The following is a 25,338-nucleotide window of genomic DNA, read 5'->3' as shown; positions in this document are numbered from 1 at the left end:
CGGGGCATCCCCGTCTCGGCAGGGCCGTGTCGCTAGCCTGATCGCATGGACGCCTCCGCAGACGCCCCGGCCGCACCCGCCCTCGATCCGGGGCTGAGCGCCGCGCACGTCGCCGAGCGCGTCGCGGCGGGCCGCACGAACGCCCACACCGCCGACACCAGCCGGAGCGTCTGGAACATCGTCCGGGCGAACGTCTTCACGCTGTTCAACGGCATCGTGTTCGCCTGCTTCTTCGTCCTGTTCCTGCTCGGGCGCTGGCAGGATGCGCTGTTCGGCATCGCCGCGTTCGCGAACTCGATCATCGGGTGCGTGCAGGAGTTCCGCGCCAAGGCGGCCCTCGACCGTCTCGCGCTGCTGAACGCCCCGCGCGCCCGGGTGCGCCGCGAGGGCGACGAGGCCGAGATCGCCCCCGCCGATGTGGTGATGGACGACGTCCTCGTGCTGCGCGCGGGGGATCAGGTGCCCGCTGACGCCGACGTGATCGAGAGCCGCGGGCTGCAGATCGACGAGTCCATGCTGACCGGCGAGTCGGACGCGGTCGACAAGCTGCCCGGGGACGAAGCGCTGTCGGGGTCGATCGTGGTGGCCGGCGAGGGCGCCGCCCGCGTCACGCGCGTCGGTGCGGAGTCGTACGCCAACCGGTTCGCCGGCGAGGCCAAGCGCTTCTCGCTGGTGGCCTCCGAGGTGCGCAGCTCGGTCAACCGCGTGCTGAAGTGGATGAGCTGGATCATCGGTCCCGTCGGCCTGCTCGTGTGCAACGCGCAGATGATGGTGTTCGGCGGATGGGCGGCGGCCTTCGAGAGCGGCGACTGGGTGCAGGCGATCGTCAACTCGATCGCCGCGATCACCGCCATGATCCCGCTCGGCCTCGTGCTGATGACCTCGATCGCCTTCGCCGTCGGCGCCGCCAAGCTGGCCTCGAAGCAGGTGCTCGTGAACGAGCTGCCCGCCGTCGAGGGGCTGGCGCGCGTCGACGTCATCTGCCTCGACAAGACGGGCACCCTGACCGCCGGCGAGATCGCCTTCGACGCGCTGCACGCCCTCGCCGACGCCGTGCCCGGTCACGACGCCGTGCTCGGGTGGTTCGGCGCCGCGCCCGATGCGAATGCGACGGCGCGCTGCCTGCGCGAGCCGTTCCCGGTCGCCGACCCGCTGACCGCGGGGGCGTACATCCCGTTCTCATCGGCCCGCAAGTGGAGCGCGGTGTCGTTCACGACCGGCCCCGCCGGCTCGTGGGTGCTCGGGGCGCCCGAGATGGTGTTCGGGGATGCCGCGACCGACGCTGCCGGCGAGCTCGGCCGCGTGGTCACCGAGCTCGCGTCGACCGGTCGCCGCACGCTGGTGCTCGGACACGCCCGGGCGCCGATCACGGCGGCGGACGTCGACGACGAGCGCCTCCCCGAGGACCTCGACGCGGTGGCGGTCGTGACGTTCCAGGAGCAGATCCGTCCCGACGCCGCGCAGACCCTGGAGTACTTCGGAGCTCAGGGCGTCGGCATCCGCGTCATCTCGGGCGACAACCCGCGCACGGTCGCCGCCATCGCCCGCAGCGTCGGGGTGGACGTCGCAGAGGGCTTCGACGCGCGACGTCTGCCCGAAGACGATGCCGAGCTCGGCGAGGTCCTCGAGCGCAACCTCGTGTTCGGGCGCGTGACGCCCGAGCAGAAGAAGCGCATGGTCGTCGCGCTGCAGCAGCGCGGCCACACCGTCGCGATGACCGGCGACGGCGTGAACGACGCACTCGCCATCAAGACGGCCGACCTCGGCATCGCCATGAACTCGGGCGCCGCCGCCACCAAGGCGGTCGCACGCATCGTGCTGCTGGACGGCCGGTTCTCGCACCTTCCCGAGGTGGTCGCCGAGGGGCGGCAGGTCATCGCCAACATCGAGCGCGTGTCGATGCTGTTCTTCACCAAGACGACCTACGCGACCGGGCTCGCCGTGCTCTTCGGCGTGCTCGTGCTGCCGTTCCCGTTCCTGCCGCGCCAGCTGTCGATCACGGACGGCCTGACCATCGGCATCCCGGCGTTCTTCCTCGCGCTGCTGCCCAACACGCAGCGGTACGTGCCGGGATTCCTGCGGCGCTCACTGAGCTTCGCGATCCCGGCGGGCGCGATCATCGCGATCGCGCTCACCGTCTACACGCTCGCGGCCACGGCCATCGGCATCGGCCAGCCCGAGCTGCGCACCGGGTCGACGATCATCCTCGCGATCGTCGGCATCTGGGTGTTGACCGTGCTGTCGCGTCCCATCACGCGGCTCAAGGGCCTGATCATCGGCGCGATGTTCATCGGACTGGTCGGCGTGTTCACCATCCCGCTGGCGACCGAGTTCTTCCAGCTCGTCGATCCGGGCGAGGAGGCCGCGTGGCTGATCGTGCTGGTGACGGCACTCACGATCGGGGCGATCGAGATCGTGCGGTTCTTCCACCGGCGCTTCGTGGCGAAGGCGCTCGCGGCGGCGTGATCAGCGGGCGGCAGCCGCGGAATCCGTGGCGGCGTCGATCGTCGGCCGCGCGAAGTGGCGTGATCCCGGCGGCGCCCACAGTGCGACGAGGATGAGCACCTCGATCGTGACGTCGAGCATCGAGCCCCAGTCCCAGCCGTCGGTCGTGGCGATCGTGAGCCCGCTCAGCACGAGCAGCACGGCGAGGTAGATCGTCGCGAAGACGCGGGAGAGCCGGCTGCCGCGGGCGAGGCCCGAGGCCATGCCGATCAGCAGCAGGCCGAACAGGATGATGGCCGCGCCGAGCAGCGACACGCGCAGCACGTCGGCTTCGGCGACCTCGTAGCGGCTCAGCAGCACCAGCACGCCGAGCGCCACGTTGGCGAACGCGCTGAGGTACACGAGGACGACCGCGATCGTGACGATCACAGGACGGCGCCGGCGGATGCCGGTGGCGGGCGCGGACGGATCGGCGGTCACGCGACCACTGTAACGACCCGGTTCAGCCGGAGCATCCCAGGCGCTGCTGCATCGAGGTCATCGCGTCGATCTCGGCGGTCTGTCCGGTCTTCATCGCCTGCGCGACGTCGAGCGCACGCGGGTCGCTGCCCAGCTCGAGCAGCGCGTCGGCCATCGGGATGGCCCCTTCGTGGTGACGGATCATGAGGGTCAGGAACCGGCAGTCCGCCTCGGTGCCGTCGGCCGCCTGGAGGGCGGCGAGCTCGGCCGGCGTCGCCATGCCCATCGCCGCCCGCGCCTCGTCGTCGGTCATCGGCTCGGCCGACGCCTGACCGTGCTCGTGGCCGGCGGAGGCATCCATCCACTGCATCATCGGCCCACCGGCCTGGGGGAGCCCCCAGCGCACGAGCCAGTCGAACATCTCGCCCCGCTGCGCGGCCTGCGAGGTCGCGATGTCGTACGAGAGTGCGCGCAGCTCCTCGTCCTCGGTCTTGCGGTAGATGATCATCGCCATCTCGACGGCCTGCGCGTGATGGGCCTGCATGTCGCGCGAGAATCCCGCCTCGGGTGAGCTCGTGCCCGGCGTCGCGGCGGCGCCCTGCGTGCCGAACATCGTGAAGCGGCCGGCGGCGAAGCCGAGCGCCCCGATCAGCACAAGCGCGACGGCGATGACGATCCATCGCTGCGTGCGGTCGACCGGGGGCGCGGAGCTCATCGCGGACTACTTCTTGCCGGGGGCGTCGAGCCCCTGCGTGCACATGGCGTTCGGCTCGGGGGCGTTGGTCGAGTGCCAGTACGCCGTGATGAACTCCTCGAGGCGCGGATCGTCGGCGGCGTCGACCTTCAGCTGGGCGTTCCACGCGCTGATCGCGATCGGCGTGTCCATGTCTTCGTAGGGCGACATCGTGGCGAAGGTCGACGGCAGGAGCGCCTCGAGCGTCGCGATGTCGTCCGCCGACACCTGCGCCGGGTCGTAGGTGAGCCAGACGGCGCCGTGCTCCAGGTCGTGGACGGCGTTCTCGTTCGGCACGGGCTCGGTGTAGATGCCGCAGTTCAGCCAGATCGCGTTGTGGTCGCCGCCGGCGGGCGGCGACTGCGGGTAGTCGACGGTGCCCTCGACGTGGGTGGCGGTGTTGTCGAACGTCTCGACGCCCTCGATGCCGCTGCCGTCGCCGTCGCCGCGCGCATAGGTGGGCGCGGGGGCAGGGGCGAAGACGAAGGATGCCACGATCGCGGCGACCACGGCGACGGCTGCCGTCGCACCGACGATCCACCAGACCAGCTTGCTGCGGCGCCGCTTGGCGAGCTGCTTCTGGTACTCGGCGAGCTTGTCCTGGCGCTTCTGCTCGCGCTGCTGCTTGACGCTGAGGTTGATCTGGGCCTGAGTGGCGGGGTTGCCGCTCGTGCGCTTGTCGGCGGGGGTCGGGGTCGGGGTCATGGGCTCGATCTCGGCTCGGCCGCCGGGCGCGTGCCCGCGGGCTGGTGTGCTGGACTGCCTTCATCCTATGCGGCCGCATGTAAGCGGCGGCTGGGAACGAGCACACAGCGGGGCCGTCCGGGATACGTCGTGGGAATCCGCTATCCTGAGTTCTCGAATCGATTCGACCTTCCTGTCGCCTGATTCCCGCGCCGAAACGAAACACGCCGTTGCTCGATACTGCCTCCGTTCCTGTCCAGAAGCCCGAAGACCACCCCGCCGAGCCCCGGCCGACGCCCCGCGCCGACACGAGCACCGGTGCCATACGCACCCTCGGCAGCAACCCGGCCACTGCGCCGATCGTGCTGCACCCGGGCGACTCCATCCCGCACCGCCGCCGCGTCCTGTACATCGTGCTCCTCGGGGCGCTCACGGCGCTCGGGCCGTTCACGATCGACCTCTACCTTCCGGCTTTCCCGGTGCTGGAGGAGGACTTCCAGACCACGGCCACCCTCATCCAGCTGACGCTCACCGGCACGATGATCGGCTTCGCCCTCGGGCAGCTGATCGTCGGCCCGCTGAGCGACAAGGTCGGACGCCGGGTGCCGCTTCTCAGCGTCACGGCGCTGCACGTGCTGGCGAGCACCGCCGCCGCTCTGGCTCCCACGCTCGAGCTGCTCTCGGTGGCGCGCGTGCTGCAGGGCGCCGGCGCCGCTGCCGGTGGCGTCGTCGCCGCCGCCATCGTGCGCGACCTGTTCGGCGGTCGTCGCCTCGTCGTGATGCTCTCGCGCCTCGCCCTCGTCTCGGGCGTCGCACCCGTGCTCGCACCGCTGGTCGGCTCGGCGCTGCTGGCGATCATGCCGTGGCGGGGCATCTTCGTCGTCCTCGCCGTCTACGGCGCGGTCATGCTCGTCTCGGCGATCGTCTTCCTGCCCGAGACGCTGCCGAAGGCCCGCCGCAGCGAGCGCGGCGCGACCACCGTGTGGCAGCGCTACCGCAGCGTGTTCAGCGACCGGGTGTTCATCGGCGTGCTGATCATCGGCGGCATGACGTTCTCGGGCATGTTCTCGTACCTGTCGAGCTCGTCGTTCCTGTTCCAGCAGACGTACGGCTTCGACGCGCAGCAGTACGGCATCCTGTTCGCGGTCAACTCGCTGGGTGTCGTGGTGGGCGTGCAGACCGCGTCGCGCCTGGCCGCACGCTTCGGCCCGCAGTGGGTGATGGCCTGGTCGACGGCGGTGCTCGTGCTCGCGGCATCCGCCATCGTCGTCACCGACCAGCTCGGCCTGGGGCTGTGGGGCACCATCGTGCCGCTGTGGGTCTTCATCGCGGCGTGCGGCTTCACGTTCCCGTGCGTCCAGGTCCTGGCCCTCGACCGCCACGGCAAGGCGGCGGGCACGGCGCAGTCCATCATCGGCGCGACCAACTTCGGTGTGGCGGGCCTGGTGTCGCCGCTCGTGGGCTGGATCGCCCGGGATGCCGGCATCACCGCCACCACGATGGCCTCGGTGATGGTCGGCTGTGCCGTCGTGGGTGTGCTGTCGCTGTGGATCATCGTGCGTCCGCGCACCGTCGAGCGCCTCGCACCCTGAGCGGCCCTCAGCCAGTGTCGGATCGCACCGGCTGCAGCAGGAACAGCCGCACCGTGCGGCCGGACTCCCGCTCGTAGTTGCGGTAGCCCGGCCACTGCGCCTCGATGCGCTCCCACACGGCGTCGCGCTCGGCGTCGGGCACCTGCGTAGCGCGCACCGGCATGCGGCGGCCGCGCACGGTGATGGCGGCGTCGGGGTGTGCGAGCAGATTGGCGGTCCACGCGGGATGCCGCGAGCCGGCGAAGTTCGTTCCCGCGACGATCGCCCGTCCGCGGCCGTCGGGCGTGTACATGAGCGGCACGTCACGGGGCTCGCCCGAGCGTGCACCCACGGTGTGCAGCACGAGCGAGGGCACGAGCAGCGCGCTGACCTGCACGCGGCCGTCCGACAGCCACGCCACCAGACGCTCGAGCGGTGGCAGGAGCACCGGCCCGAGGAACCGCCGGAACACGCGGGTACGGGTCAGCGGCGCGATCACCGTGCGCAGCACGTCGACGACAGCGGTCATGATGACATCCTGACCGGTCCTGTCAAGCAGCGGCGGACGCCGCACCCGGGCGGGCAGAATAGGGCGATGACGGACGTGCGACGGGTAGAGGCGAGCCCCCGGGTGGCGAGGATCGTCAGGGTCGAGCTCGTCGTCGGCGGGCTTCTGACGCTGGCCTCGGTCGCGCTGGGGTGGTGGATCCTCAGCCGCGGTGTGGACCCGTTCCCCATCGACGACTGGTGGAACACCCTCCTCGCCGAGTGGTGGCATCCCGCCATCGCCGGTTTCTCGCGCGTCATGAACTGGGTGGGCGGCGGCTGGTTCGGCGTGCTCGCGGTGCCCATCGCGGCGGCTGTCGGCCTCGTGCTGCTGAAGCGGCCGTGGGCGGCCGCGTACTTCCTCGCGGCCGAGGCGGTGTCAGCCGGATTCGTGCAGGTGCTCAAGCACGCGTTCGGACGCGTGCGGCCCGAGGACATCCTCGTCATCTCGGACTACGGCTCCTACCCGTCCGGTCACGTGGCCAACGCGGCCACGATCGCGGTCGCGGCGTTCGTGATCTTCCCGCGCGTGTGGGTAGCGGTCGTGGGCGCGGTCTGGGTGGTGCTGATGGCGTTCAGCCGCACCTACCTGCATGCGCACTGGCTGTCGGACACCGTCGGCGGTGCACTCATCGGAGCCGGTGCGGCTCTGCTCGTCGCCGCCGCCTTCGCCGTCCCGCTGGGCCGCGAGAGAGTGGTCTCGACGGTCCCCGCCACTAGTCGCTGACACGACGAAGCCTCTCGCCGCGTCGGCCCGGACGCGCGCCAGGTGCCTGGCTAGGCTGAGCGCATGACGCCGCCCGAGTCCGAGTCCACCGCATCCGACCCGGCCGTCGCGGCCGCCGAGGCGGAGCTCGCCCGGCTCCGCGCCGAGGCCGAGGCCGCCGAGGCGCAGCTCAAGGCCGCACAGGCCAAGGCCGCCCTCGCCGCCGCGGAGGCCGAGGCGGCGAAGGCGCGGGCCGGCGGGGGAGCGGGGGCTGCGGCATCCACTCCCACACCTGACGCCGCCTCAGAACAGGTGTCTTCGCCGGAACAGGAGGGATCGGCCCCGAACCCACCTGCGCCGGCCGAAACACCTGTTCTGGCGCAGGCGAGCGAGGTGCCGGAGGGCGCGCCGCTCGACGCCGGCGAGATCGCGGCCGTCGTCAAGGGGTACGCCTTCGAGGCCGCCACGCTCGACCTCGGTGCGCTGGTCAACGGCGAGCCGGTCCCCGAGGCGCAGATCCGCATCCCGCTGGCGATGATGAACCGCCACGGACTCGTCGCCGGAGCGACCGGCACGGGCAAGACCCGCACCCTGCAAGGGCTGGCGGAGCAGCTCGCCGCGAAGGGCGTGCCGGTGTTCGCCGCCGACATCAAGGGCGACCTGTCGGGTGTCGCGACCCCGGGGGAGTCGAACGAGAAGCTGCTGGCCCGCACGCAGGCCATCGGCCAGGACTGGAAGCCCGAGGCCGCGGTCACCGAGTACTTCGCGCTCGGCGGCGTCGGCAAGGGCGTCCCGGTCCGTGCGACGGTGTCGGGCTTCGGGCCGCTGCTGCTGAGCAAGGTGCTGGGCCTGAACGCCACGCAGGAGTCGAGCCTCGGCCTCGTGTTCCACTACGCCGACGCGAACGGCCTGGCGCTCGTCGACCTGTCGGACCTGCGGGCCGTGCTCACGCATCTCACCAGCGACGAGGGCAAGGCCGAGCTCAAGGAGCTCGGCGGACTGTCGGCGGCCACGGCCGGGGTGATCCTGCGCGAGCTCATCACCTTCGCGGATGCCGGCGCCGACGTGTTCTTCGGCGAGCCCGAGTTCGCGGTCACGGACTTCATCCGCACCGCGCCGGACGGACGCGGGTACATCAGCCTGCTCGAGGTGCCGGGGGTCATCGACAAGCCGGCCCTGTTCTCGACGTTCCTCATGTACCTGCTGGCCGAGCTGTTCGAGATCCTCCCCGAAGTAGGGGATGCCGACAAGCCGAAGCTCGTGTTCTTCTTCGACGAGGCGCATCTGCTGTTCAAGGACGCCTCGAAGGACTTCCTCGCCGCCATCACGCAGACCGTGCGGCTGATCCGCTCCAAGGGCGTCGGCGTGTTCTTCGTCACGCAGACCCCCAAGGACGTGCCGTCGGACGTGCTGGCGCAGCTCGGCTCGCGCGTGCAGCACGCGCTGCGCGCGTTCACCCCCGACGACGCCAAGGCGCTGCGCGCCACCGTCGGCACCTACCCGAAGTCCGGCTACGACCTCGAGCGCGTGCTGCAGGAGCTGGGTACGGGCGAGGCGATCGTCACCGTGATGAGCGAGAAGGGCGCGCCGACGCCGGTCGCCTGGACGCGCCTGCGAGCGCCACAGGGTCTCATGTCGCCGACGCCCGACCCGGCCATCGAGGCCGCGGTGAAGGCCTCGCCGCTGCTGGCCAAGTACGGCACCTCGATCGACCGCGAGTCGGCGCGCGAGATCCTCGCCGCCAAGATGAAGGCCGCCGACGATGCTGCGGCGGCGGAGGATGCGGCGCTCGCGAAGGCGAAGGCCGATGCGGAGTACGCCAAGCAGAAGGCCGCGATCGACAAGCAGCAGGCCGCGGCCGACAGATCCGCAGCGGCGGCCGAGAAGAAGGCGCAGCAGGAGTACGAGCGCCTGCTCAAGAAGACCGCGGGAACCACGCGCACGTCGCGCGGTTCACAGAAGTCCCCCATCGAACAGATCCTGAACTCCAAGTCGACGCAGACTATCCTCGGGGGAGTGATCCGCGGGATCTTCGGCACCGGCAGACGCTGACCCCTCCCCGCCCGCAGGTCGATCCCCGACCGGAAGGCCTTCGCGTGCGCAGACCGAAGACCGTCGCCGTGCTCGCGGCCGCCGTCGTGGCCGCCGCAGCGGGCGCGGCGCTCGCCGTCCTGGGCGTGCCCATCGGGGAGTCGTCCCCGGCCGAGGCCGTGCCCAGCGCGCGCCCGTCGGCGGACGGGCGAGGCGTGACGGCATCCCCTTCTCCCGTCGTGATCGACGACACGGTGACCGCGGACGACTACTGCTACGTCGAGGCGATGATCTACTACCGCGTCAAGGAGGAGGAGCTCGCTCAGACCCTGCTGCGCAAGGACGACCTCGCACCGGCGGCCGAGGCCTTCGCGAAGCGCGTGGTCCGAGAGGACGTCGCCGAGCTCGACGACCTGCGCGAGTGGTACGTCTCGTGGGCCCCGGCGCGTCCGCTCGAGCCGCCCACGGACGGCCCGTGCGGCGGGCACGGCTCGGACCACGCGCAGATGCCGGGCATGCCGAGCTGGTCGGCCGAGCAGGGGCTCGTCGACGCGCAGGCACCCGAGGCGGAGCGCCGCTACGCCGAGATCGTGCGCGAGCAGAACGCCGGCATGGTGGCTCTCGTGACGCTGATCCTCGACGCCGATCCGCACCCCGAGGTGCGTGCCTCGGCCGAGGCCGTGCTCGAGCGCGAGCAGGCCGACGGTCCGCTGATCGACGAGATCGTCCCGGCGCCGTGAGCGGGCCCGTCACCACCCGCTGAGGGAGCCGAGCGGCGCCAGTGCGCGTGCCGCCTCGCGCAGCGCTCCGACGTGGCGCGCGGCGACCGACAGGCCGGCGATCGAGGTCGACAGGGCGACGGCGCCGACAGGACGCGCGGCCTCGTCGTGGATCGGCACCGCGAGGCACCCGCGATCGGACGAGAGCAGGGCCACCTGCTCGGTGTACCCGCGGACCGCGTACGCCTCGTGGATCGGGCGGAGGTCCGCGGCCGGGACCTCCCGCGCCCAGGCCGGCGCCTGCGGCATCTGCCGATCCGGATGGGCGACGAGCCACAGGTGGCCGATTGCCGATCGCGTCGGGTCGGCGAGCAGCGCCTGACGGTCGGACAGCGGGCGCGCGGCGTCCTCGTCGAGCACCAGCAGCCCGGTGCGGTGGAAGGCGAACAGGTGCACGGCTTCTCCGGTGTGGACGCGCAGCCGATCCACGACGTCGGCATGGGCGGGACGCGTGCGGGCGCCGACGACCGCCGCCAGCTCGAGCACGCGCGTGCCGAGGAGGAACCCCGAGAAGTCCGAGCGCCGCACCAGGTATTCGTCGCGGACGAGGGAGTTGACGACGCGGTACACGGTCGCGCGCGGCGCGCCGACCGCGCGGGCGATGTCGGCCGCCGACGCGCCCCGATCGTCACGAGCCACCTGCTCGAGGATCTCGAGAGCCAGTCCCAGCCCCTTCTCGGGCAGTCGCATGTCGCCCACGATGCCCGCTCCGCTCACGACCGTGCCGGCCCATCCAGGCAGTCGGCATCGGTCGGCCAATCGTGCACGCCGATGCGTTCGCCCACACCGGGATGGCGGGCGATCCGCACGGAACCGGCGGCGACGACGGCGGCGAGGATGCCTGTCGCCCACAGCAGCCCGGACAGATTGTCGCGCACCGTCGCGGCCACATAGAAGCCGAGGATGCACAGCAGACCGCCCAGCGGCACGACGCACAGCAGCGCGCCCCGCACCGTCAGCTCGCCGATCCGCCGGAGGAACACCGGCGCCGCCGCGCAGACCAGCGCGTACGCGAGCACGAACCCGAGGATCGAGGCGGGCGAGGTGACGACGCGCACGTCGTGACGGCTGCCGCCCCAGGCCAGCGCCGCCACCGGCACCGCCGTGACCGCGGCGGCGAGCATCATGCCCGCGGCGGCCGGGACCCCTCGTCGCGATACCCGGCCGAACGCGGAGGGAAGGAGCCCTTCACGACTCATCGCGAAGGCGAGCCTCGTCGCCGCGTTGGTCATCGCCAGGGCGCACGCGAGGAACGAGATCGCGACGATCAGGTCGGTGAGGCGGGACAGCCCGGTGACGGCCGAGAGGGATGCCGCACCGGGGCGGTCCGCGACGATCGAGAGCTGGGCCGCCGTGCCCACGAGCATCACGACGCCCGTCGCACCGACGCTCACCATGATCGCGCGAGGCACCGCGGCGAACGGACGCCGCGTCTCGGGGCCCAAGGCGGCGCCGCTCTCGAAGCCGACGAAGCCGATCAGCGCGAACGCGACGCCCGTGATGATCGCGTCGAGCGAGAAGTCCGCCGCGCGCGGGACGAGCAGGGCGACGTCCCACCTGGTGAGGCTGAGCGCGGCGATCGACAGCGCCAGCACCGTCAGGACGGCGATCGCCTCGAGCACGAACAGGATGCGCGTGGATATGCGCAGTCCGCGCGCGACGACGATCGCGATGACCGCGCCGAATCCGACCACGAACACCATCACGAGCCAGGGTGGCGCCTCGCCGCCGCTCAGCAGGCTCGCGATGCGCGCCGAACCCGACGCGAGCGTGTTGACGGCGACCGCCAGGTAGCCGATGCCGAGCGCGGCGCCCGCCACGAGCCCGGCGTGCGGCCCGAGGCCCCGGGCGGCGAACGTGTACAGCGAGCCGGTGCTGGCGATGCGGCGCGCGAACATGCCGATCACGAGCGCGACGCCGACCACCAGGGTGATCGTGATGGCGATGTCGAGGAACGCGAACGAGCCGCTGCGGGCATAGGCGGCGGCCGGGTGCACCAGCAGGACGCCGGCGGGGGCCGTGGCGGCGACGGACTGTGCGACCACGTCCACGGTGCGGGCGTGGCGGCGACGGAGCCCCGCGAACGGGGAGCGGCCGAGGTCGCTGCGCGGGCGGGCCCGCTCGATCGCGTCCGCGAGTGCGGTGCTCATGCCTCCTCCTCGCTGTCGACGCCTGCCGCCGTGCGGCTGCGCGCGACGCTACACGCGCGGCGTTGCGCGGAACGTCGGTGCATGTTTCGTCTCTGTGTCGCGCCGCGAGACGCGCACGTCGCGAGGAGGCCGGGTCGTCTCACGAGGATTTCGATCGGCGTTCGCGACCCCACACGGAGGCGAAACCGCCGCGGCGAAGAATCGGCCCGAACGCGGGTGCGAGCCGCGTCCTCGTCAGCGAAAGGACTTCCGTGACCGAACAACAGCTCACGCCGCAGGGGGACCCGCCGCCTCCTTCGCCGCGGCATCCCTCCAGAGGGGCACGCCTGCTCAGCCCTCGCGCTCTCGGCATCGGCTCGGCGGTCGCCGCCGCGGCGGCCGTCGTCGCGCTCGTGTTCGCGACGCAGACCGCCGTCCAGGCGACCTCGTCGCCCGAGACGACGGCGTCCACGCCCATCGCCGCCGACAGCAGTGACGAGGACGCGCCCGAGAAGGCGGCGGACATCCCCAAGCCCGCCACCGTCGCCGCCGCGTACGACGGACTGACCGGAGCCGAAGTCGAGTACGTGCGCTTCGTCGGCGCGCAGGACGCCGTCTTCGCCGCGGGCAAGGACGTGTTCGGCCAGCCCGGCCTGCAGTTCCTCTCGACCGACGTCGCCGACCCCCAGGCCTACGCCGACGGACACCGCCGGCTGCTGTCGCTCTACTACGACTACGCCACGAACGAGACGGTCAGCATGATCGTCGACGTCACGACCGGGTCCGTCGAGGCCGTCGAGCGGGCGTCGGGCACGCAGCCCGCCCCGACCGACGCCGAGACGTCGCTGGCGTGGGAGCTGCTGCTGGACTCCGAGGCGGCGCAGCCCGTCGTCGACGAGTTCGCCGCGCTCGCCGGCGGCTCCGTCCTGACACCGGCCTCCGCCGAGGTCCTTCTGACCGCCCATTCCTTCACGACGGATGCCGGATCCTTCGGCGCCGAATCGTGCGGCGTCGATCGCTGCGTGCAGCTGCTCGCACAGGTCGACGGCGGCGCCTTCCTCACCACCAGCACCTACGTCGTCAACCTGTCGACGCGTGCCGTCCTGTCCATCTCATGATCACGGAGACACTCCCGATGAAACGAACCTCCCTCCGCCGGCTCCTCGGGGCGGGCACCGCGATGGCGCTGCTCGCCGGCGGCCTCGTGCTGTCCGCACCCGTGGCCGCCTCGGCGCAGACCGTCACCGAGGCATCCTGTTCCGGCGACTCGCTCGTCTCGAAGACGCTCGAAGCCGGCTCGAGCTGGCAGATGTGCTGGCGCCTGGACACCTACCGCGGCCTCGTGCTCGACAAGGTGGCCTACCAGCCGCGCGACGACGCCGCGCCCATCCTGGTGCTCGACTCGATCGCCCTGGCGCAGCTCAACGTGCCGTACGACACCGGTGCCACGGAGTACAACGACGTCACGACCTATCAGGTGGGCGGCCGACGCCTGCAGGCGATCGCCGCCGTCGACTGCCCCGTCGGCGAGGTGCGCAGCGCCTGGGTCGACGCCACGCGCGGCGACATCCCGGCCGTCTGCATCGGCGAGGAGAACTCGGGCCTCGCGTACCGCTCGAACATCTCGAACGACGCGCTCTACGCCGCGCAGGGCACCGACCTCGTGCTGCACACCGTGTCGCGCATCGGCTGGTACGAGTACCAGACCGAGTACCGCTTCCACGACGACGGCGAGATCTCGGTGCGCCTGGGCGCCACGGGCGACCTCTCGCCCAACGACTACGTCAACGTCGTGAACCAGGGCTGGCCGATCGCGCCGGGCCAGGAGGACTTCGCGGTCAACCACTATCACTCGGCGTTCTGGCGGGTGGACTTCGGCATCGACTCGGGGGCGAAGCAGGTGGTCGAGAAGTTCGCCACCACCCCCACCGGCGACTACGGCACGACCGGCGACACCGGCCACACCGCGATCCTGGAGACGCAGCTGACCCAGGTGAGCACCGAGACCAAGACCCTGGGGTCCAACCGCGAGGCGTACCGGGTGGTGAACCCCGACAGTCTCAACGCGGACGGCCACGCGCGTTCGTACGAGATCATCGTCCCGCGTGACCAGGCGTACAACCTCAACCCCGAGACCGACTTCGACATCGCGTTCACGTCGGCGAAGTCGGACGAGATCCACGCCAGCCACAACCTCATCCCGTCCAAGGCGGGTCAGATGGTCACCGACTACATCGCGGACGGCGAGACGCTCGACGACCCGGTGGCGTGGGTGAACGTCGGGTTCCACCACATCAACCGCGACGAGGACCAGAGTCCCATGCCGATCCACTGGCAGGGCTTCACGCTGTATCCGCGTGACTTCGCCGCGCAGAACCCCAACATCCCCGAGGGCCGCAAGTGGGTCAACGGTGACATGCGCGGGGTGCCGAACCCGAACATCACCCCGACGCCCACCGCGTCGCCCGCGCCGACCACCGAGCCGACGGGGGAGCCGACCCCGACGGCGACGCCGACGACGCCCGGGAACGGCAACGGGAACGGCAACGGCAACGGGAACGGGAACGGCAACGGCAACGGCAACGCGCCCACCGCGGCGGTGACGTTCGGCCAGTCCGAGGTCGCTCCCGGTGCATCGCTGGCGGCGTCGGCGGGCGGCTTCGCGCCGGGCGAGACCGTGAGCGCCGTGATGCACTCCGATCCCGTCGACGTCGGCACCTTCGTCGCGGACTCCGAGGGCAGCGTCGACGTGCAGTTCCTCGTGCCGTCGGGAACGCCTGCCGGTGAGCACACGCTCGTGCTGACGGGGCAGACGTCGGCGGCGGTCGCGCAGGGCACCTTCACGGTGGCCTCCGCCTCGCCGGCCGCGATCCTCGGGGCTCTCGCCTCGACGGGGACGGACGCCAACCGCTGGGCGATGTCGGGGCTCGTGCTCCTCATCGCCGGAGCCGGCCTCGCGGGTACCTCGTGGTACCTGCGGCGTCAGCGGAGTGTCACGGCACACGCCTGACCGTCCGGGGGCGGCGCGCACCAGCGCGTCGCCCCTTGCCCGCTCGCATCAGGCACCGGACCGCGCGGATCGCGGCATCCTCTCCGAAGGGAATCCCATGCGCAGTCGCATCGCCGCACTCGGCGTCGTGCTCGCCCTCTCGACCGCGGCTCTCGGCATGACGGTGGTCGTGCTCGGCCTGACGACGCCCCCGCCGTCGCAGCCTCAGGCGTCGGGCGTGCGGATGGATGCCGCGGGGACGGCCTTCCCGACGGCCGAGGACCACTGCTACATCGAGGGCATGATCCCGCATCATGAGCAGGCAGTGGAGCTCAGCGGCCTGCTGCTCGACGCCTCGGGTGTCCGCGAGCGCACCCGGGCGCTGGCAGAGTTCATCGTCGCCGACCAGACCGCCGAGATCGAGACGATGCGCGCGTGGCAGGATGCCTGGCGACAGGCGGTCCCGGCCGCGACCGCGGGCGCCACCGGCCACGGCGCGCACGCGGGCGGCCACGGTGGTGACGCCGTCCCGGCATCCGCGGAGCCTCCCACCTGCGGTGACCATCCGCACACGCAGATGAAGGGGATGGCCAGCGCTGCCCAGCTCGCCGCCCTGGATGCTGCCGAGGGCTCCGCAGCCGACCGCATGTTCCTCGAGCTGATGATCGCGCACCACGAAGGCGCGCTCGAGATGGCCGAGGCGGCGGTGCGCGGCGGCTCCAACGCGTACGTGCGCAGCTCCGGAAAGCACGTGCTCGTCGAGCAGGAGCGCGAGATCACGGCGATGACGGCGCTGCTGGCCGAGACGCCGTGATCGCCGCGGCCCTGGCGACGCTGCCGGAGGGCACGGGCGACGACGCACCGGCGCGCCCGTCGGGGCAGCGCAGACGGCGCGTCCTCGCCGCCGCGGCGGCCGTGGTGATCCCCGCCGTCGTGGCGGCCGTCGCCCTTGCCGCCTTCGGCGTCGCGACCGTGCGCAACGACTCCATGACGCCGACCCTCCGCGCCGGCGACCACGTCGTGTTCGACCGCTGGAGCACGCCCTCACGCGGCGACATCGTGCTGCTCGTCGACCGCGAAGGATGGTCGGGCACGCCCGGATCGATCCTTGTGAAACGCGTCGTCGGCGTCGCCGGCGACGTCGTGGTGTGCTGCGAGGCGGGCGGCGGGCGGATCCTCGTCAACGGCGCGCCGACCGACGAGGCCTACGCGGGCGACAGGCGCCCGGGCGGCGACATCCCGTTCCGCGTCCAGGTGCCCGACGGCACCGTCTGGGTCATGGGCGACAACCGCGCCGCGTCTGCCGATTCCCGGCTCTCGCTGTCGCAGCCGAGTCACGGCGCCGTGCCGCTGGCGGACCTCAGGGGGACCGCGCGGCTGTGGTGGAGCGGCTGAGGCGTGACCGCCCGCATCCCGCACGGCGCGGTTAGCCTTTCGGTATGGCGACGAAGCCCCCGGCAGCCGACATCGACGAATCCCGCGTGCATGTGACGCGCCCCCCGCGGGTCGCGGTGGGCGTGCCGGCCGTGCTGCACGCGCTGCAGATCGCGAACGAGCAGATGGGCGTCGCACGGTCGGTGCAGACGCTGCTGCGCGTCAACCAGAAGGACGGGTTCGACTGTCCCGGGTGCGCGTGGCCCGAGGAGGACAAGCGGCACATCGCCGAGTTCTGCGAGAACGGCGCCAAGGCCGTCGCCGAGGAGGCGACGCTGCGCCGCGTCGGCCCCGACTTCTTCGCGGCCCACTCGCTCGACGAGCTGCGCGCGCACGACGACTGGTGGCTGGGGCAGCAGGGGCGCCTCACGCACCCGATGCTGCGCGAGGAGGGGGCGACGCACTACCGCCCGATCTCGTGGGACGACGCGCTCGCGCTCGTCGCGGACGAGCTGCGCGCCCTCGACGACCCGAACGAGGCGGTGTTCTACACGTCGGGCCGCACCTCGAACGAGGCGGCGTTCCTCTACCAGCTGCTCGTGCGGGGACTCGGGACCAACAACCTGCCCGACTGCTCGAACATGTGCCATGAATCGTCGGGCTCGGCGCTCACAGAGACGATCGGCATCGGCAAGGGCACCGTGTCGATCGACGACATCCACGAGGCCGACCTGCTCATCGTCGCGGGCCAGAACCCGGGCACCAACCATCCCCGCATGCTGTCGGCGCTCGAGAAGGCCAAGCAGCGCGGGGCGACGATCATCGCGGTGAACCCGCTGCCCGAGGCAGGGCTGCTGCGCTTCGAGAACCCGCAGACCGTGCGCGGCGTCGTGCTCGGCGGCACGCCGCTCGCCGACGGCTTCGTGCAGATCCGCCTCGGCGGCGATCAGGCGCTGTTCCAGGCGATCGGCAAGCACCTGCTCGAGGCCGAGGCCGCCTCGAGAGGCTCGGCGATCGAGGAGCCGGTGCTCGACCACGACTTCATCGCCGCTCATACCAGCGGCTTCGAGGCCTACCGCGCCGCCATCGGCGAGGTCTCGTGGTCCGACCTCGTCGCGGCGACCGGCATCGCGGAAGACGGGCTGCGGCGGGTGGGCGAGGCGGTGCGCACCTCGAAGGCGACGATCGTGTGCTGGGCGATGGGACTCACGCAGCACAAGCACTCCGTCGCGACGCTGCGCGACGTCGTCAACGTCCTGCTGCTGCGCGGCGACATCGGGCGCCCCGGCGCCGGCGTGTGCCCGGTGCGCGGCCACTCCAACGTGCAGGGCGACCGCACCGTCGGCATCTACGAGAAGCCGTCCGAGGCGTTCCTCTCGGCACTGGACCGCGAGTTCGCGTTCACCGCTCCCCGCGCGCACGGCTTCGACACCGTCGAGGCCATCCGCGCCATGCGCGACGGACGGGTGCGGGTGTTCGTCGGCATGGGCGGCAACTTCGTGTCGGCCACCCCCGACACTGCGGTGGTCGAGGCGGGTATGGCGAACGTCAGACTCACGGTCCAGGTGTCGACCAAGCTCAACCGTTCGCACGTCGTCACCGGGAGCCGGGCACTCATCCTGCCGACGCTCGGCCGGACCGACCGCGACCGCCGCACGGGAGCCGACGGGTCGGCACGCGAGCAGCGCGTCACCGTGGAGGACTCGATGGGCGCCGTCCACGCCTCGCGCGGCCGGCTCGCCCCGCCGTCGGAGGAGCTGCTGAGCGAGGTGGCGATCGTCTCGCGCCTGTGCGCTCTCGTCTTCGGAGAGCCGGCCGAGCAGGTGCCGCACGCCGGCAACTCCCCGCATGCCGATTGGGCCGCGCTCGAGGCGGACTATGCGCGCATCCGCGCGCACATCGAGCGCGTGGTCCCCGGGTTCGACGACTACGAGCAGCGCATCGACAAGGGGCGCACCCTGCACCTGCCGAACGGACCGCGGGACTCCCGCAGCTTCGCGACCGCGGACGGGCGCGCGCGGTTCACCGTCAACCCGCTGGAGTACCCGGTGATCCCGCCGGGCCGCCTGCTGCTGCAGACCCTCCGCTCGCACGATCAGTACAACACCACGATCTACGGCAAGGATGACCGCTACCGGGGCATCCACGGCGGCCGTCGCGTCGTGCTCGTGAACACGCTCGACATCGCGGCGCTGGGCTTCGCCGAGGGCGAGATCGTCGACCTGGTGTCGGAGTGGACGCGTGCTGACGGATCCGTCGAGGAGCGCCGCGCCCCCGCGTTCCGCGTGGTCGCCTACTCGACGCCGCGGGGGAACGCCGCCGCGTACTATCCCGAGACCAACGTGCTCGTGCCGCTGGACTCGGTCGCCGATGTGTCGGGCACGCCGACCTCGAAGTCCGTGGTGGTGCGCCTGGAGCGCACCGAGAACACCCGGTAGGGGCATCCTTTCGCCCGTCCGGTGCGCGGCGAGGACCGTTGCGCGCCCCGCAGTCCCGCCGATACGTTCGTGCCAGACGACGGGAGACCCTCATGAGCACGACTGTCGACGACGCGGCCGGGCCCTCACTGCGAGGCGGACTGTGGCAGGTGATCCTCGCCACGCTCGCGTCGACCGTCGGATTCTGGGCGTGGATGTCGATCTCGCCGCTGCAGGCGGTCTATGCCGACGAGATGGACCTCGACCAGGGGCAGATCTCTGTGATGCTGGCGATGCCGGTGCTGGTGGGCGCGCTCGGCCGCGTCCCGGTCGGCGCGCTCACCGACCGCTTCGGCGGCCGTCGCGTCTTCACCCTGGTGCTGCTGGCAGGCGTGCCCGCGGTGCTGCTCGTCGCGCTCGCCGGGTGGATCGCCAGCTTTCCGCTGCTGCTGTTCGCGGCCTTCCTGCTCGGCATCCCCGGGACGATCTTCGCCGCCGGCATCCCGTTCTCGAGCGCGTGGTTCACGCCCGCCCGCCGCGGGTTCGCGACCGGCGTGTTCGGCATGGGCATGATCGGCACGGCGGTGTCGGCCTTCTTCACGCCGCGGCTGGCGCTGGCGATCGGCTACCTGGCGACCCACTTCCTCATCGCGGGGATCATGGTCGGGATGGCGGTCCTGGTGTGGCTGCTGATGCGCGACTCGCCGGCGTGGACGGCCAGCCGCCAGCCGCTCGTGCCGAAGGTCATCGGTGCGCTGAAGCTCCCGATCACGTGGGAGATGTCGTTCCTGTACGCGATCGTGTTCGGCGGTTTCGTGGCGTTCTCGACGTTCCTGCCGAAGTACCTCACCACCATCTACCCCGGTGAGGTGGATGCCGTCGGCGCCGGCACGCGGACGGCCCTGTTCGCGGCGGCCGCCGTCGTCGCCCGGCCGATCGGCGGCGTGCTGGCCGACAGGTTCGGCCCCAAGGTCATCTCGCTCATCTCGCTGGCCGGCATCGTGGCCGCCGCGTACATCGTGGGGCAGCAGCCGCCCGAAGGTGTGCTCACCGGGGTCACGTTCCTGCTGATGGCGGCGGCGATGGGGCTCGGCATGGGCGCCGTGTTCGCGTGGGTGGGGCCGTCGACGCCGCCCGACAAGGCGGGAGCGGTCACCGGAGTGGTCGCCGCCGCCGGCGGCCTCGGCGGCTACTTCCCGCCGCTGGTGATGGGGGCCACCTACAACCCCGAGACGAACTCGTACGCGCTCGGACTGTGGCTGCTGATCCTCGTGGCCGCCGGCGCGCTCGTCGTCGCCGGCATGCTCCGCGACGCCCGCCCCAAGAAGGCCTGAGCCCGCACGCGGCGGGGCGGCGGCATCCGATCCTGTCTAGGCTGGGCATATGACCCGAGCCGCCGTCGTGACCGTCTCGGACCGCGCGGCCCACGGCGCCCGCGAGGACGCCAGCGGACCCGTCGCCGTCGCCGCGCTGCGCGAGGCGGGCTTCTCATGCGACGACGCGGTCATCGTCCCCGACGGCGCCGACAGCGTCGAGCGCGCGCTGACCGCGCTGGTCGTCGCCGGGGTGCAGCTCGTCATCACGACGGGCGGAACCGGGGTCGCCCCGCGTGACCAGACGCCCGAGGGCACGGCGCGTGTCGTGACCCGCGAGGTCCCCGGCATCGCCGAGGAGCTGCGCCGTCGCGGCGCCGCCGAGAAGCCGGCGGGAATGCTGACCCGCGGGATCGCCGGCGTCGTCGATCCGCACGGCGTGCTCGTCGTGAACCTGCCGGGTTCGCCGGCCGGTGTGGCGTCGGGGATGCCGGTGGTGCTGTCGGTCGCGCGCCATGTGGTCGACCAGCTCGGCGGAGGAGACCACTGATGCCGGGCACGGGCACGGGAACGGTGCGGCTCGCGGCGATCAGCGCGGAGCCGCTCGACCTCGACGCGCACCTGCGCGCGGTCGACGATCCTCGCATGGGCGCCGTCACGACGTTCGTGGGCCGTGTGCGCGATCACGACCCGGATGCCGCGGCAGACGTGGTCGCCCTGGAGTACTCCGCGCATCCCGACGCCGAGGCGACGCTCGTGCAGCTCGCCACGGACGCCGCCGCAGACACGGGAGCGCTCGTCGCCGTCTCGCATCGCGTCGGCACGCTCTCCGTCGGCGACGCGGCGGTCGTGATCGCGGTGGCCTCCGCGCACCGGGCCGAGGCGTTCGCGGTGTGCCGCACGCTCATCGAGACCATCAAGACCGGTCTGCCGGTGTGGAAGCGTCAGGTCGAATCCGACGGCACCGCCACGTGGCTCGGCCTCGGCGGCTGACGACCGCGGGTGCTCAGCCGCCGGCGAACGGCGGCAGCACGTCGACGAGGTCGTCGGCGCCGAGCGGGGTGTCGTCGGCGACGCGTGAGCCGCCGACCAGGACGGCGCACCGGGGGAGGATGCCCCCGAGGCCGGGGTGGTCGGACGAGACCGCCGCGCGCAGCGCCCCGAGCGTGGTCTCGGGGCGGCGTTCGGTGTCGAGGCCGGTGGCCTCCTGCGCAGCCGCGAAGTAACGGACGACGGCCACTACTGCTCCCACCCCTCGGCGAGATCGGCCACCTCGCGCAGCGCGGCGATGACCTGCGCAGGGTCGATGCCGGCGCGGCCGGCGGCGAGGCCCGCGGCGAAGGCTCCGAGCGGGGCGGCGGGACGGGCGACGTTGTTCGCCACGATCTTCGTGAGGTCGAGCACGGCCGCGACCGGGACGTCGTCCGGCGACAGCCCGAGCCGCTCGCGCAGCGCGGCGGCCCAGTCGTCGAGAGCCTCGGGCGGGAGGCTGCGGGACTGCTCGTTCATGACGGCTCCTCAGGGTCCGGGCGATGCGCGGCTGCGGCCGCGCGGGCGCGGGCCTGTTCCAGATCCTGCCACGTGTCGACGTCGCGGGTGAGGTCGCCGGGCACCGAGACGACGGTGATCGCGAGATCGTCCAGCAGCGCCCGCATCGACGCATCCGCTCCGCTGCGCACAAGAGCGGATGCCGCCGCCCGCAGGGCGCGCGTGCGGTACAGGCCGATCAGCCACTGCGGACGACTCGACGCGTCGCCCAGGCACAGCCCGTCGGCATCGGCGGGCAGGAGCACGGCGTCCTCGACCAGTCGCCGCACAGCGGCGCCGGCGTCCGGCAGATCGCAGGCCAGCAGAAGCGTCCACTCCGGGTCGTCCGCGACCGGCCACGACGCGAGCGCCGCGACCGTCGCCGCGGCGGGGCCTGAGAACGGCGGGTCTTCGCGCACCCACGTGACCGGGAGGGTCTCATCGAGCAGCGGTGCGACGACCGTCACGGGGTGCGCGGCGGCGTCCAGGGCGGCCTGCGTCGCCGCGGCGAGGAGCGTGCGCCCGCCGACGTCGAACAGGGGCTTCGCGGCGCCGTCGACGCGGCTCGCGCGGCCGCCGGCGAGGAGGATCGCCCCGAGCCGCGGCGTCACGGCTGCGCTTCGCCCGGGCGTGCCCAGTCGCCGCTCTTGCCCCCGGTCTTCGCGACGATCCGGACGTCCTCGATCGAGGTGCCCTTGTCGAGCCCCTTCACCATGTCGACCACGGCGAGGGCTGCCACCGAGACCGCGGTGAGCGCCTCCATCTCGACGCCGGTGCGGTCCGCGGTGCGCACGGTGGCCTCGACCGCCACCCCGTCGTCGCCGATGGTGAGGTCGACGACCGCGCCGTGCACGCCGATGACGTGCGCGAGCGGCAGCAGCTCGGGGGTGCGCTTGGCGGCCTGGATGCCCGCGATCCTCGCCACCGCGAGCACGTCGCCCTTCGGAACGGCGCCGCCGCGCAGGGCGGCGACCACGTGCGGGGCGCATCGCACGAACCCGCGCGCCGTGGCTGAGCGGACCGTCGGCTGCTTGAGCGTCACGTCGACCATCCGTGCGTGGCCGGCGGCGTCGAGGTGCGTGAACGGGGGCTCGGCGTCCTGCTCGTCGGTCGTCATGAGATCAGCATGACATCGACGAGATCGCCCGCGGCGACGGCATCCACCTCTGCCGGCACGACGGCGTACGCCTCGGCACGGCCGAGGCCGCCCGCGAGGTGCGAGCCCCCCGAGGTCGCGGGGCGCACCCGCCACGCGCGCGGATCGGTGCGGTCGATCGTCGCGGGGAGGTACTGCCGGCGGCCGGGCGGTGTGCGCCACGCCGCGGCGGCCGGCAGCGACAGCACGCGCCGGTCGGGCGCGGTGCGATCCTGCAGTCGCAGCAGCGCCGGACGCACGAACACCTCGAACGACACCGCGGCGCTCACCGGATTGCCCGGCAGTCCGAACAGCAGCGCTCCCGAGGGCAGCCGTCCGAACCCCTGCGGCTTGCCCGGCTGCATGGCGAGCTTCGTGAACGACATCGTCCCGGTCAGCGCCGACTTGACGACCTCATAGGCGCCGGCGCTGACGCCGCCCGAGAACACCACGACATCGGCGCCGTCGCCGTCCGGGTCGGTGACCTCGGCGAGCAGCGCGTCGAGCCGCCCGGGGTCGTCGGGCACGCTGTCACGCCGCACGACCACGGCCCCGGCCTCGCCGGCGAGCCCCGCCAGCAGGACGCTGTTGGACTCCGGGATCTGCCCCCGGCGCAGCGGCTGTCCGGGCGCGACGAGCTCGGTGCCCGTGGAGATCACGGCGACCCGCGGACGCCGCGCCACGACGACCTCGGCGACGCCCGCGGCCGCGGCCGCGGCGGCCTGCAGCGGGCCGAGCAGCACGCCGGCGGGCAGCACCTCGGCGCCACGGCGGGCATCCTCGCCGGCGCGGCGGACGTGGGCGCCGACGCCATGCGGAGCGCGCAGCACGCGCACCTCGCCGAGCGAATCCGCGAGGCCGCCCGCCGTGTCTTCGAACGGCACGATCGCATCGGCGGCCGTGGGCACCGGCGCACCGGTCATGATGCGGGCGGCTTCGCCCTCGGCCAGCGCAGGGTCGGCCGCGGTGCCGGCGGGGAGGTCGGCGACCACCCGCAGCACGGCGGGGTCCGTCGCGGTGGCGGCATCCACGTCCGCGAAGCGCACCGCGAACCCGTCCATCGCGGAGTTGTCGAACACCGGGATGTCGACGGCGGCACGAACTGCTTCGCGCAGGGTGCGGCCGTACGCGTCGCCGAGCGCGACCTGCTCCGGAGGGAGCGGCGAGGCCGCCGCGAGGACGTCTGCCAGGTGCTCCTCGACGGTGCGCAGCCCGCTCACTTCGACTCGCTCAGCGCACCGTATGCCGGGACCGTCGCGCGCGTCCACGCGTCGATGCCACCCGCGAGGACGGATGCCTCGACCCCTGCGTCGCGCAGCGCCCGGGCCGCGCGCTGCGCGCGCATGCCCACCTGGCACACGACCACGACGTGCGTGGCCGCGATGCGCGCAGGGTCGGCGAGCACGTCGCCGAGGGGCACCAGGACCGACCCGGGGACCACGCCGTGCGCCGTCTCGGCGGGCTCGCGCACGTCGAGCAGCAGCGCACCGTCGCGCTGCGCCGCCAGCGCCTGGTCGGGGCTGAGCTGGGGCACCGGGTCCGCGGCGCCGCGGCCCGTCTCGGCCGCAATCGCCGCCGCGCCCGCCGCCGGCATCGCAGCCGGGCGCAGCGGCACCTCGTCGGCGCGTCCGCGCAGCGCGTCGATGACGAGCACGCGTCCGTACAGCGGCTCGCCGACACCCGTCACGAGTTTGATCGCCTCGGTCGCCAGCAGCGACCCGACCTGCAGGCACAGGGCGCCGAGCACGCCGACCTGAGCGCACGAGGGCGCATCGGCGGCGGCATCCGGCGGGTACAGATCCGCGAGCCGCAACGGGGCGGTGCCGGCGGGCGGCGCCGACCAGAACACCGTCGCCTGCGCGTGGAACTCCTGCACGACGCCCCACACCAGGGGGACGCCGAGCTCTTCGCATGCCGCGGCGACGGCCGCGCGCGTCGGGAACGTGTCGGTGCCGTCGATCACGACGTCGGCGCCGGCGAGCAGCTCGCGGGCGGTGCCGGGAGTGAGCATGGCCTGCAGCGGGCGCACGACGGTCGTGGGTGACAGCTCTGCGGCGATGCGCACGGCCGAGTCGACCTTGGGTGCGCCGACGTCGGCGACGCGATGCATCACCTGACGCTGCAGATTGGATGCCTCGACCCGGTCGTCATCGATCACGGTGAGGGTGCCGATTCCGGCCGCCGCCAGCGCCAGCACGACCGGCGAACCGAGTCCGCCCGCACCGACCACCGCGATGTGCGCGGCGGCCAGACGGCGCTGGGCCTCGTCGCCGAAACCCGCCAGCACGCGGTGCCGGGCCGTGCGCGTCTGTTCGGCGTCGCTCAGCGCGGCGACCGGTTCCACGAGCGGAGGAAAGGCCATGCCCACAGGCTAGTCGCGCCCACGCCGTGGGAGCCCTGCGCTGCGCAACCCGAAGACGCGCGGACGCCCGCCGGCGTCGAGCCCGGGGATCGGCGCATGAAGCGCGCATGCGGAGAAAACGAGCCCGTATGCCCGAAT

Annotated in this window: 25 protein-coding genes; 13 read left to right on the top strand and 12 right to left on the bottom strand. The window is 72.5% G+C overall.

Features of this window, described 5'->3' with window-relative positions; translation table 11 throughout:
* Positions 1 to 45 precede the first annotated feature (45 nt).
* Complete coding sequence (locus FB391_RS17720) at positions 46 to 2,466, top strand: HAD-IC family P-type ATPase (protein ID WP_141896421.1); 2,421 nt, start codon at positions 46 to 48, stop codon at positions 2,464 to 2,466.
* On the opposite strand, the gene FB391_RS17715 is transcribed toward FB391_RS17720, so the two are convergent.
* The 3 genes from FB391_RS17715 to FB391_RS17705 are packed head-to-tail and all read right to left on the bottom strand — an operon-like array spanning position 2,467 to position 4,342.
* Positions 2,467 to 2,925 (bottom strand): hypothetical protein, encoded by a 459-nt coding sequence (locus FB391_RS17715; RefSeq protein WP_141896420.1) that lies wholly within the window; start codon positions 2,923 to 2,925, stop codon positions 2,467 to 2,469.
* A gap of 22 nt (positions 2,926 to 2,947) precedes the next feature.
* Positions 2,948 to 3,619, bottom strand: a complete 672-nt coding sequence (locus FB391_RS17710; RefSeq protein ID WP_141896419.1) for a DUF305 domain-containing protein — start codon at positions 3,617 to 3,619, stop codon at positions 2,948 to 2,950.
* Positions 3,620 to 3,625: 6 nt separating this feature from the next.
* Positions 3,626 to 4,342, bottom strand: a complete 717-nt coding sequence (locus FB391_RS17705; RefSeq protein ID WP_141896418.1) for a thioredoxin-like domain-containing protein — start codon at positions 4,340 to 4,342, stop codon at positions 3,626 to 3,628.
* A 209-nt stretch (positions 4,343 to 4,551) separates the two neighbouring features.
* Between FB391_RS17705 and FB391_RS17700 the strand changes: the two genes are divergently transcribed.
* Positions 4,552 to 5,913 carry a multidrug effflux MFS transporter gene (locus tag FB391_RS17700; RefSeq protein WP_185843157.1) on the top strand — a complete coding sequence of 454 codons (1,362 nt, stop codon included), beginning with the start codon at positions 4,552 to 4,554 and terminating at the stop codon, positions 5,911 to 5,913.
* Positions 5,914 to 5,920: 7 nt separating this feature from the next.
* On the opposite strand, the gene FB391_RS17695 is transcribed toward FB391_RS17700, so the two are convergent.
* The gene (locus tag FB391_RS17695; RefSeq protein ID WP_141896417.1) at positions 5,921 to 6,421 is read right to left on the bottom strand and encodes a nitroreductase family deazaflavin-dependent oxidoreductase; all 501 of its coding nucleotides are present in this window, start codon (positions 6,419 to 6,421) and stop codon (positions 5,921 to 5,923) included.
* A 66-nt stretch (positions 6,422 to 6,487) separates the two neighbouring features.
* Here FB391_RS17695 and FB391_RS17690 point away from each other — a divergent pair, with 66 nt between their 5' ends.
* The 3 genes from FB391_RS17690 (at position 6,488) to FB391_RS17680 (ending at position 9,915) form a co-directional block, all read left to right on the top strand.
* On the top strand, positions 6,488 to 7,165 hold the full coding sequence (locus FB391_RS17690; protein ID WP_141896416.1) for a phosphatase PAP2 family protein: 678 nt from the start codon (positions 6,488 to 6,490) through the stop codon (positions 7,163 to 7,165).
* 63 nt (positions 7,166 to 7,228) lie between these two features.
* Positions 7,229 to 9,196, top strand: a complete 1,968-nt coding sequence (locus FB391_RS17685) for a helicase HerA-like domain-containing protein (protein WP_141896415.1) — start codon at positions 7,229 to 7,231, stop codon at positions 9,194 to 9,196.
* 44 nt (positions 9,197 to 9,240) lie between these two features.
* Entirely contained in the window at positions 9,241 to 9,915 is a 675-nt protein-coding gene (locus FB391_RS17680; protein WP_141896414.1) for a DUF305 domain-containing protein, read from the top strand.
* A 9-nt stretch (positions 9,916 to 9,924) separates the two neighbouring features.
* On the opposite strand, the gene FB391_RS17675 is transcribed toward FB391_RS17680, so the two are convergent.
* Complete coding sequence (locus tag FB391_RS17675) at positions 9,925 to 10,644, bottom strand: helix-turn-helix domain-containing protein (protein ID WP_141896413.1); 720 nt, start codon at positions 10,642 to 10,644, stop codon at positions 9,925 to 9,927.
* Between the two features lie 23 nt (positions 10,645 to 10,667).
* A complete protein-coding gene (locus FB391_RS17670) occupies positions 10,668 to 12,104 on the bottom strand; it encodes an APC family permease (RefSeq protein WP_141896412.1) in 1,437 nt (478 codons plus the stop codon).
* A gap of 251 nt (positions 12,105 to 12,355) precedes the next feature.
* Here FB391_RS17670 and FB391_RS17665 point away from each other — a divergent pair, with 251 nt between their 5' ends.
* From FB391_RS17665 to FB391_RS17630, 8 genes are all read left to right on the top strand, one after another.
* Positions 12,356 to 13,201, top strand: a complete 846-nt coding sequence (locus FB391_RS17665) for a hypothetical protein (RefSeq protein ID WP_141896411.1) — start codon at positions 12,356 to 12,358, stop codon at positions 13,199 to 13,201.
* A gap of 17 nt (positions 13,202 to 13,218) precedes the next feature.
* Positions 13,219 to 15,093, top strand: coding sequence for a copper amine oxidase (locus tag FB391_RS17660; RefSeq protein WP_185843156.1), 1,875 nt, complete (start codon positions 13,219 to 13,221; stop codon positions 15,091 to 15,093).
* Between the two features lie 97 nt (positions 15,094 to 15,190).
* Positions 15,191 to 15,886, top strand: coding sequence for a DUF305 domain-containing protein (locus tag FB391_RS17655; protein WP_141896409.1), 696 nt, complete (start codon positions 15,191 to 15,193; stop codon positions 15,884 to 15,886).
* Entirely contained in the window at positions 15,883 to 16,467 is a 585-nt protein-coding gene (lepB, locus tag FB391_RS17650) for a signal peptidase I (protein ID WP_141896408.1), read from the top strand. The genes FB391_RS17655 and lepB overlap by 4 nt, the downstream gene beginning before the upstream one ends.
* A 44-nt stretch (positions 16,468 to 16,511) precedes the next feature.
* A complete protein-coding gene (locus FB391_RS17645; RefSeq protein ID WP_141896407.1) occupies positions 16,512 to 18,884 on the top strand; it encodes an FdhF/YdeP family oxidoreductase in 2,373 nt (790 codons plus the stop codon).
* Positions 18,885 to 18,976: 92 nt separating this feature from the next.
* Positions 18,977 to 20,197: an MFS transporter gene (locus tag FB391_RS17640; protein ID WP_141896406.1), complete on the top strand. Its 1,221-nt coding sequence runs from the start codon at positions 18,977 to 18,979 to the stop codon at positions 20,195 to 20,197.
* A gap of 49 nt (positions 20,198 to 20,246) precedes the next feature.
* Positions 20,247 to 20,726, top strand: coding sequence for a MogA/MoaB family molybdenum cofactor biosynthesis protein (locus FB391_RS17635; RefSeq protein ID WP_141896405.1), 480 nt, complete (start codon positions 20,247 to 20,249; stop codon positions 20,724 to 20,726).
* A complete protein-coding gene (locus FB391_RS17630) occupies positions 20,726 to 21,169 on the top strand; it encodes a molybdenum cofactor biosynthesis protein MoaE (protein WP_141896404.1) in 444 nt (147 codons plus the stop codon). Before FB391_RS17635 ends, FB391_RS17630 begins: the two co-directional genes overlap by 1 nt.
* Before the next feature lie 13 nt (positions 21,170 to 21,182).
* On the opposite strand, the gene FB391_RS17625 is transcribed toward FB391_RS17630, so the two are convergent.
* Genes FB391_RS17625 through FB391_RS17600 form a run of 6 tightly spaced genes read right to left on the bottom strand, consistent with a single transcriptional unit; the run spans position 21,183 to position 25,200 of the window.
* On the bottom strand, positions 21,183 to 21,416 hold the full coding sequence (locus FB391_RS17625) for a MoaD/ThiS family protein (RefSeq protein WP_141896403.1): 234 nt from the start codon (positions 21,414 to 21,416) through the stop codon (positions 21,183 to 21,185).
* Positions 21,416 to 21,685, bottom strand: a complete 270-nt coding sequence (locus FB391_RS17620) for a DUF6457 domain-containing protein (RefSeq protein WP_141896402.1) — start codon at positions 21,683 to 21,685, stop codon at positions 21,416 to 21,418. The genes FB391_RS17625 and FB391_RS17620 overlap by 1 nt, the downstream gene beginning before the upstream one ends.
* On the bottom strand, positions 21,682 to 22,314 hold the full coding sequence (gene mobA, locus FB391_RS17615; RefSeq protein WP_246093599.1) for a molybdenum cofactor guanylyltransferase: 633 nt from the start codon (positions 22,312 to 22,314) through the stop codon (positions 21,682 to 21,684). Before mobA ends, FB391_RS17620 begins: the two co-directional genes overlap by 4 nt.
* Entirely contained in the window at positions 22,311 to 22,820 is a 510-nt protein-coding gene (gene moaC / locus FB391_RS17610) for a cyclic pyranopterin monophosphate synthase MoaC (RefSeq protein ID WP_141896401.1), read from the bottom strand. The genes mobA and moaC overlap by 4 nt, the downstream gene beginning before the upstream one ends.
* Positions 22,817 to 24,058, bottom strand: a complete 1,242-nt coding sequence (locus FB391_RS17605) for a molybdopterin molybdotransferase MoeA (protein WP_141896400.1) — start codon at positions 24,056 to 24,058, stop codon at positions 22,817 to 22,819. Before FB391_RS17605 ends, moaC begins: the two co-directional genes overlap by 4 nt.
* Positions 24,055 to 25,200, bottom strand: coding sequence for a HesA/MoeB/ThiF family protein (locus tag FB391_RS17600; protein WP_141896399.1), 1,146 nt, complete (start codon positions 25,198 to 25,200; stop codon positions 24,055 to 24,057). Before FB391_RS17600 ends, FB391_RS17605 begins: the two co-directional genes overlap by 4 nt.
* Positions 25,201 to 25,338: the final 138 nt, after the last annotated feature.

Origin of the sequence: Microbacterium kyungheense (assembly GCF_006783905.1) — a bacterium.
Classification (GTDB): Bacteria; Actinomycetota; Actinomycetes; order Actinomycetales; family Microbacteriaceae; genus Microbacterium; species Microbacterium kyungheense.
Note: the sequence above shows the minus strand (reverse complement) of the source record. Positions and strands in the feature narration are given on the sequence as shown.

What these genes read in the sequence shown, in the direction of transcription:
- FB391_RS17620 (WP_141896402.1), bottom strand. Translation starts at nt 21,685, where the DNA reads ATGAACGAGCAGTCCCGCAGCCTCCCGCCCGAGGCTCTCGACGACTGG.
- FB391_RS17720 (WP_141896421.1), top strand. Translation starts at nt 46, where the DNA reads ATGGACGCCTCCGCAGACGCCCCGGCCGCACCCGCCCTCGATCCGGGG.
- FB391_RS17640 (WP_141896406.1), top strand. Translation starts at nt 18,977, where the DNA reads ATGAGCACGACTGTCGACGACGCGGCCGGGCCCTCACTGCGAGGCGGA.
- FB391_RS17630 (WP_141896404.1), top strand. Translation starts at nt 20,726, where the DNA reads ATGCCGGGCACGGGCACGGGAACGGTGCGGCTCGCGGCGATCAGCGCG.
- FB391_RS17685 (WP_141896415.1), top strand. Translation starts at nt 7,229, where the DNA reads ATGACGCCGCCCGAGTCCGAGTCCACCGCATCCGACCCGGCCGTCGCG.
- FB391_RS17635 (WP_141896405.1), top strand. Translation starts at nt 20,247, where the DNA reads ATGACCCGAGCCGCCGTCGTGACCGTCTCGGACCGCGCGGCCCACGGC.
- FB391_RS17690 (WP_141896416.1), top strand. Translation starts at nt 6,488, where the DNA reads ATGACGGACGTGCGACGGGTAGAGGCGAGCCCCCGGGTGGCGAGGATC.
- FB391_RS17695 (WP_141896417.1), bottom strand. Translation starts at nt 6,421, where the DNA reads ATGACCGCTGTCGTCGACGTGCTGCGCACGGTGATCGCGCCGCTGACC.
- FB391_RS17710 (WP_141896419.1), bottom strand. Translation starts at nt 3,619, where the DNA reads ATGAGCTCCGCGCCCCCGGTCGACCGCACGCAGCGATGGATCGTCATC.
- FB391_RS17660 (WP_185843156.1), top strand. Translation starts at nt 13,219, where the DNA reads ATGAAACGAACCTCCCTCCGCCGGCTCCTCGGGGCGGGCACCGCGATG.
- FB391_RS17670 (WP_141896412.1), bottom strand. Translation starts at nt 12,104, where the DNA reads ATGAGCACCGCACTCGCGGACGCGATCGAGCGGGCCCGCCCGCGCAGC.
- FB391_RS17600 (WP_141896399.1), bottom strand. Translation starts at nt 25,200, where the DNA reads ATGGCCTTTCCTCCGCTCGTGGAACCGGTCGCCGCGCTGAGCGACGCC.
- FB391_RS17675 (WP_141896413.1), bottom strand. Translation starts at nt 10,644, where the DNA reads ATGCGACTGCCCGAGAAGGGGCTGGGACTGGCTCTCGAGATCCTCGAG.
- FB391_RS17655 (WP_141896409.1), top strand. Translation starts at nt 15,191, where the DNA reads ATGCGCAGTCGCATCGCCGCACTCGGCGTCGTGCTCGCCCTCTCGACC.
- FB391_RS17645 (WP_141896407.1), top strand. Translation starts at nt 16,512, where the DNA reads ATGGCGACGAAGCCCCCGGCAGCCGACATCGACGAATCCCGCGTGCAT.
- moaC (WP_141896401.1), bottom strand. Translation starts at nt 22,820, where the DNA reads ATGACGACCGACGAGCAGGACGCCGAGCCCCCGTTCACGCACCTCGAC.
- FB391_RS17705 (WP_141896418.1), bottom strand. Translation starts at nt 4,342, where the DNA reads ATGACCCCGACCCCGACCCCCGCCGACAAGCGCACGAGCGGCAACCCC.